Annotated in this window: 6 protein-coding genes and 2 tRNA genes; 3 read left to right on the plus strand and 5 right to left on the minus strand. The window is 36.1% G+C overall.

Translation table 11 applies throughout. The features are described from left to right. Position 1: 1 nt before the first annotated feature. Together ACIQ6Z_RS08750 and ACIQ6Z_RS08755 are read right to left on the minus strand one after the other, a co-directional pair. A tRNA-Pro gene (locus tag ACIQ6Z_RS08750) sits at positions 2-76 on the minus strand. Between the two features lie 13 nt (positions 77-89). Next, positions 90-173: transfer RNA gene (locus ACIQ6Z_RS08755), tRNA-Ser, on the minus strand. A gap of 322 nt (positions 174-495) precedes the next feature. On the opposite strand from ACIQ6Z_RS08755, the gene ACIQ6Z_RS08760 reads away from it, so the two are divergent. Together ACIQ6Z_RS08760 and ACIQ6Z_RS08765 are read left to right on the plus strand one after the other, a co-directional pair. Continuing rightward, entirely contained in the window at positions 496-1,674 is a 1,179-nt protein-coding gene (locus ACIQ6Z_RS08760) for an acetyl-CoA C-acyltransferase (RefSeq protein ID WP_396210512.1), read from the plus strand. Between the two features lie 87 nt (positions 1,675-1,761). Next, complete coding sequence (locus tag ACIQ6Z_RS08765; RefSeq protein WP_396210513.1) at positions 1,762-2,523, plus strand: NlpC/P60 family protein; 762 nt, start codon at positions 1,762-1,764, stop codon at positions 2,521-2,523. A gap of 10 nt (positions 2,524-2,533) precedes the next feature. Here the strand turns inward: ACIQ6Z_RS08765 and aroC are convergent, their stop codons facing one another. After that, complete coding sequence (gene aroC / locus ACIQ6Z_RS08770; RefSeq protein ID WP_396210514.1) at positions 2,534-3,598, minus strand: chorismate synthase; 1,065 nt, start codon at positions 3,596-3,598, stop codon at positions 2,534-2,536. A gap of 147 nt (positions 3,599-3,745) precedes the next feature. On the opposite strand from aroC, the gene ACIQ6Z_RS08775 reads away from it, so the two are divergent. After that, positions 3,746-4,237, plus strand: a complete 492-nt coding sequence (locus tag ACIQ6Z_RS08775; RefSeq protein ID WP_396210515.1) for a hypothetical protein — start codon at positions 3,746-3,748, stop codon at positions 4,235-4,237. A gap of 28 nt (positions 4,238-4,265) precedes the next feature. On the opposite strand, the gene ACIQ6Z_RS08780 is transcribed toward ACIQ6Z_RS08775, so the two are convergent. Continuing rightward, a complete protein-coding gene (locus tag ACIQ6Z_RS08780) occupies positions 4,266-4,700 on the minus strand; it encodes a protease complex subunit PrcB family protein (protein WP_396210516.1) in 435 nt (144 codons plus the stop codon). Further along, the gene (gene bshA / locus ACIQ6Z_RS08785) at positions 4,693-5,817 is read right to left on the minus strand and encodes an N-acetyl-alpha-D-glucosaminyl L-malate synthase BshA (protein ID WP_396210517.1); all 1,125 of its coding nucleotides are present in this window, start codon (positions 5,815-5,817) and stop codon (positions 4,693-4,695) included. The genes ACIQ6Z_RS08780 and bshA overlap by 8 nt, the downstream gene beginning before the upstream one ends. Position 5,818 lies beyond the last annotated feature (1 nt).

Genomic DNA, 5,818 nt, shown 5'->3' on the forward strand with positions numbered 1-5,818 from the left:
GTCGGGGTGGCAGGATTCGAACCTGCGGCCTCCTGCTCCCAAAGCAGGCGCGATAACCGGGCTACGCTACACCCCGAAAACAAAAAAAGCGGAGAGACAGGGACTCGAACCCTGGCGACGGTTACCCGTCGACAGATTAGCAATCTGCTCCGTTACCACTCCGGCACCTCTCCTTTTATTCTTTAAGAACTTATCTTTTTTGCGGTTGCAAATGTATGTTTTCATTCGTTAATATACAACTATTAAAGCACTTTTTTTAATTTATTTTAAATATGATTTTAAAATACGCTAGTATTCAACCTTATAGAAAATACTCAATAAAAATAAGTTGGAACAACCACATCTCAAAATTAGAACATATAGCAAAAGTAATTCTTTGCTGAAAAATTAACAATAACCAACTCAAATACAGTATTGAATTAGAAATTCACTAATTCCATTACCTAAATTAGAATATTATTAGTAAATTCGCAATTCAAACAAAACAATACCATCATGAATAAAAAAGTAGTTATCGTTTCTGCTGTTCGAACTCCAATCGGAAGTTTTATGGGGGCTTTATCAAGTGTACCTGCTACAAAATTAGGAGCTGCTGCCATCAAAGGCGCTTTACATAAAATCAATTTAGACCCAAAATTGGTTGATGAAGTATTAATGGGAAATGTGGTGCAAGCCGGTAATGGTCAAGCGCCTGCTAGACAAGCTGCTTTATTTGCGGGATTGTCTGAAAGTGTATCTTGCACAACAGTTAATAAAGTATGTGCGAGTGGTATGAAAGCCGTAATGCAAGGTGCACAAGCTATAATGGCGGGGGATGCAGAAATCGTTGTTGCGGGTGGAATGGAAAACATGAGTCTGATTCCGCATTACGTGCACATGCGCAATGGTGTTAAATTCGGACCTACTACATTAGTAGATGGCATGCAAAAAGACGGCCTTACTGATGCATACGACAACAATGCTATGGGGGTTTGTGCCGACTTATGTGCTACTGAATACAACTTCTCTAGAGAAGATCAAGATAACTTCGCAATTCAATCGTATGAGCGTTCTGCAGCTGCATGGGAAGCAGGAAAATTTGATGCAGAGATTGTACCAGTTGAAGTTCCACAAAGAAGAGGTGATGCAATTGTAGTAACTAAAGACGAAGAATACACAAACGTTAAGTTAGATAAAATTCCGTCATTAGCTCCAGTTTTTACAAAAGAGGGTACGGTAACTGCAGCAAATGCTTCAACTATTAATGATGGTGCTGCTGCTTTAGTATTGATGAGCGAAGACAAAGCCAAATCTCTAGGATTAACTCCTTTGGCGTATATAAAATCCTATGCCGATGCCGCTCAAGAGCCTAAATGGTTTACTACAGCACCAGCAAAAGCACTTCCTAAAGCATTAGATAAAGCCGGTTTATCTATTGGAGAGGTCGATTATTTTGAGTTTAACGAAGCTTTTTCTGTTGTAGGTTTAGCTAATGCTAAAATCTTAGGAATACACAACGATAAAATAAATGTAAACGGTGGAGCCGTTTCTTTAGGCCACCCTCTAGGCTGCTCTGGTGCGCGAATTATCGTTACTTTGCTCAGTGTGCTGAATCAAAATAATGCCAAAATTGGAGCAGCTGCTATTTGTAATGGCGGCGGTGGTGCTTCGGCAATTGTAATCGAAAGAGCATAATTTATACTATTTACTAATGATGAATTTTGAAATTTAGTTACATTTGTAATTGAATTCAAGATTCATCATTATTTATTTTGATCCTCCATGTTTGGAATTTGTAATTTAGCCATCATACCTATACGTGCAGAAGCTAGCGACAGAAGTGAGCAAGTTTCGCAGTTATTATTTGGCGAACACTTTAAAATTATTGAACTTACAGCTAAATGGGCGCAAGTAGAATTAGCCTATGATGGATATATTGGATGGATAGATGCCAAACAATTCCAATCCATTTCACAAGAGGATTACAATCTTTTAAGTAAAACTTCCTGCCTACTCAATTCCGATTTAATAGAATACATTACCACACCCAACAATCATTTGATGCCTATATCTTTAGGTGCTTCTTTATCTTTTTTAGAGCATTCGTCCATTAATACTTCAAATTATAGTTTTGATGGCACCAAAGTAAGCGGCATCAAAGCAAAATCAGATATTCTAAAAACCGCTTTTCTTTATTTGAATGCACCTTATTTATGGGGAGGAAAAACACCTTTTGGAATTGATTGTTCGGGGTTTACACAAATGGTCTATAAATTAAATGGATATCATTTATTGCGCGATGCTTCACAACAAGCTACCCAGGGAGTTCCATTAAGTTTTATTGAAGAAAGTGAACCTGGAGATTTGGCTTTTTTTGATAACGAAGAAGGAAATATTATTCATGTAGGCATCATGATGGAAAACAACTACATCATTCATGCATCTGGAAAAGTTCGCATTGACCGCCTCGATCATTTAGGAATTTACAACGCTGATACCAATCGCCATACGCATAAATTACGAGTGATCAAGAAAATAATTTAAATTAGATTTCTTATAATCTACTTGTTTTGAGTAACAAATAGTAATCGGCTAAAACAAGCGCTGCCATTGCTTCTACTATGGGAACAGCTCTTGGTACCACACACGGATCGTGTCTTCCCTTGCCCTGTTGTTCAACTATAATTCCCTCGTGGGTTAATACTTCTTGTTTTTGCAATAACGTTGCAACTGGTTTAAACGCTACTCTAAAATAAATATCCATACCGTTAGATATTCCACCTTGAATACCTCCAGAACGATTGGTTTGAGTAGATCCATCTGAATTATATAAATCATTGTGTTGACTCCCTTTCATCATTGCTCCACAAAAACCACTACCCAATTCAAAACCCTTTACTGCATTGATCGACAACATTGCTTTTCCTAATTCGGCCTGCAATTTGTCAAAAACAGGTTCTCCTAAACCTATGGGTACATTTTGAATAACACAAGTTATGGTGCCACCTATTGTATCACCCTCTTTTTTAGTAGCAGCAATTAATGCTTCCATGTTTTGGGCAACTATTGGATCAGGACAACGTACAATATTGCTTTCAATAAACGAAAAATCCAATTCTTGATAAGGTTTATCAACAGTTACATCACCAACAGATGAAACAAAAGCATTAATTTTAATATGGGGAATAATTTGTTTGGCAACTGCACCTCCTACTACTCTACTCGCAGTTTCACGTGCAGAACTCCTACCGCCACCACGGTAATCATGAATTCCATATTTTTTTTCATACACATAATCGGCATGACTAGGCCTGTAACTTTCTTTAATATGTGAGTAATCTTCCGATTTTTGATCGGTATTAGAAATGATAAAACCAATAGGAGTTCCAGTAGTCTTGCCTTCAAAAATACCCGACAAAAACTGGACTTGATCGGCTTCTTTGCGTTGGGAAACTATTTTGGATTGACCCGGCTTTCTTCGCATCATTTCAAATGCAATTTGCTTCAAATCAAGCACCAAACCGGCAGGACACCCATCAATAATACCTCCAATGGCTTCGCCATGCGATTCTCCAAACGTAGTAAGTTTTAATAATTTCCCAAAAGTATTACCGGCCATATATTTATAATTATAGTTTTACAAAGTTACTATATTTCTGTAAATAGGATATGGTATACTACAATTAAATGATTTGATAAAAATTCAGAATGATTAATGGCATATTTTTTGAGAAATATTAGTATATTTAAAAAAAACAAATACCCTATGAAAAAAGTAATTTTATCAGCAATATTGTTTGTAGTAACAATATGGAGCACACAAGGACAAGATATTTCAAAAAACACTATTGGTTTACGATTGGGTGATAATGATGGATATGGTGCCGAAATTTCGTATCAAAGAAAATTAAGTGACACCAATCGTTTGGAATTTGATTTGGGTTGGCGAAACAGCAATGAAGTTGACGCTCTTAAATTAGCCGGGTTGTACCAATGGGTATGGAATATTGATAAAGGATTAAATTGGTATGCCGGTGCAGGTGGTGGTCTAGGAAGTTGGCGTTATACAGATGAAGAAGATTCAAGTAGCGGCACTTTTGTTTTCTTAACAGGTGATCTTGGAATAGAATATCAATTTGATATTCCTTTACAATTATCTTTAGATGTCCGTCCAGAAATCTATTTGCTTTCAGGAGATTATAAAGAAACTGATTTTGGTCCAAATTTAGCACTTAGCATTCGATACCGATTTGATTAAATAAAAAAAGACTCTTATGAGTCTTTTTTTATTCTACAATCGAAATTTTTTTTGCTTTTGGAATAACTGCAATACAATAAGGAGCAGTTCGCGCTAAGGTAACCGCTTTTCCTGATTCAGGAACAATTTCCAATTTTTGAATAAATAGCACTTCATTTTCCCAACGTATGTTTGCTACATCTATACTATATCCTCCAGTGTTCATATTGCCTTGATACAAAACCAACACATCCTTTTCCTTAAAGTTAACAGCTACTAATTTACTGTATTCGGATTCGTCAATTTTTAAAGCTTCAATTAACTTGATATAGGCTTCATTATTGGTAATATGTTGGTAGCTGGCTTTTTCAATTCCTCCAATTGTATTTTTATAAATTGTAGTAAATGAAGTATCTGCAATTCGTTCTTTAGGAACCGAGCAAGATAACATGCATACAACAAAAAATGGCAGTAATTTAGTCATGTTTAGATTGTATTGCTTGGTAATATAGATTTTCATACATTGGCATAATATATTGAATGTCAAATAATTTCGCAGTCTCCCTTGCATTTAACTTAAACTGATTCAATTTATCGGAATCCTGCAATAAAGAAATGGCATCCTGACTCATTTTATAGACATCACCTACATCACTCAAATAACCCGAAAAACCATCTTTGTTAACTTCAGGCAGACCACCCGAATTACTAGATATAACGGGAACCGCGCAAGACATTGCTTCTAAAGCAGCCAATCCAAAACTTTCGGTCTCTGATGGCAATAAAAACAAATCCGAAAAACATAAAATTTTATCAATCTCATTACTGTTTCCAAAGAAAATTACTTTGTGCTGAATACCTAATTGTTTGCATAAATACTCGGCTTGCTCTTTTTCAGGACCTTCACCCACCATCATCAACTTAGAAGGTATTTCTTTCTGAATTTCAAAAAATATTTTCACTACATCTTCAATGCGCTTCACTTTTCTAAAATTTGAAATATGTGTGACAATTCTTTCGTTTTCAAGAGCCATTAAGGAGCGATGACACGGACTAGTTTCGGATATATTTTCTTTTGACAATTCGATAAAATTAGGAATAACCACAATATCATTTGTCACATCAAACAAACGATAGGTATCATCTTTCAAACTTTGAGAAACACTAGTAACAACATCTGACTTATTGATACTAAAACTTACAGCCGGTTTATAAAAAGGATGATTACCAACTAGCGTAATATCGGTTCCGTGCAAGGTTGTAACCATTGGAATATGTATGCCTTCATCGGCTAACATTTGCTTTGCCATATAACCTGCATACGCATGTGGAATCGCATAATGTACGTGCAAAACATCAATTTGGTATAATTTTACCATATCCACTAATTTACTCGATAGCGCCAATTCATAGGGCTGATAATGAAATAAGGGATATTCAGGAACATGTACTTCATGATAGTGCACATTGGGACTCAATAAGGCCAATCGTACCGGTTGACTATAGGTAATAAAGTGTATCTCGTGCCCTCTTTTAGCTAATTCTAAGCCCAATTCGGTTGCTACAACACCACTCCCACCAAATGTTGGATAACAAACTATC

Source organism: Flavobacterium sp. (assembly GCF_044376915.1).
GTDB lineage: Bacteria > Bacteroidota > Bacteroidia > Flavobacteriales > Flavobacteriaceae > Flavobacterium.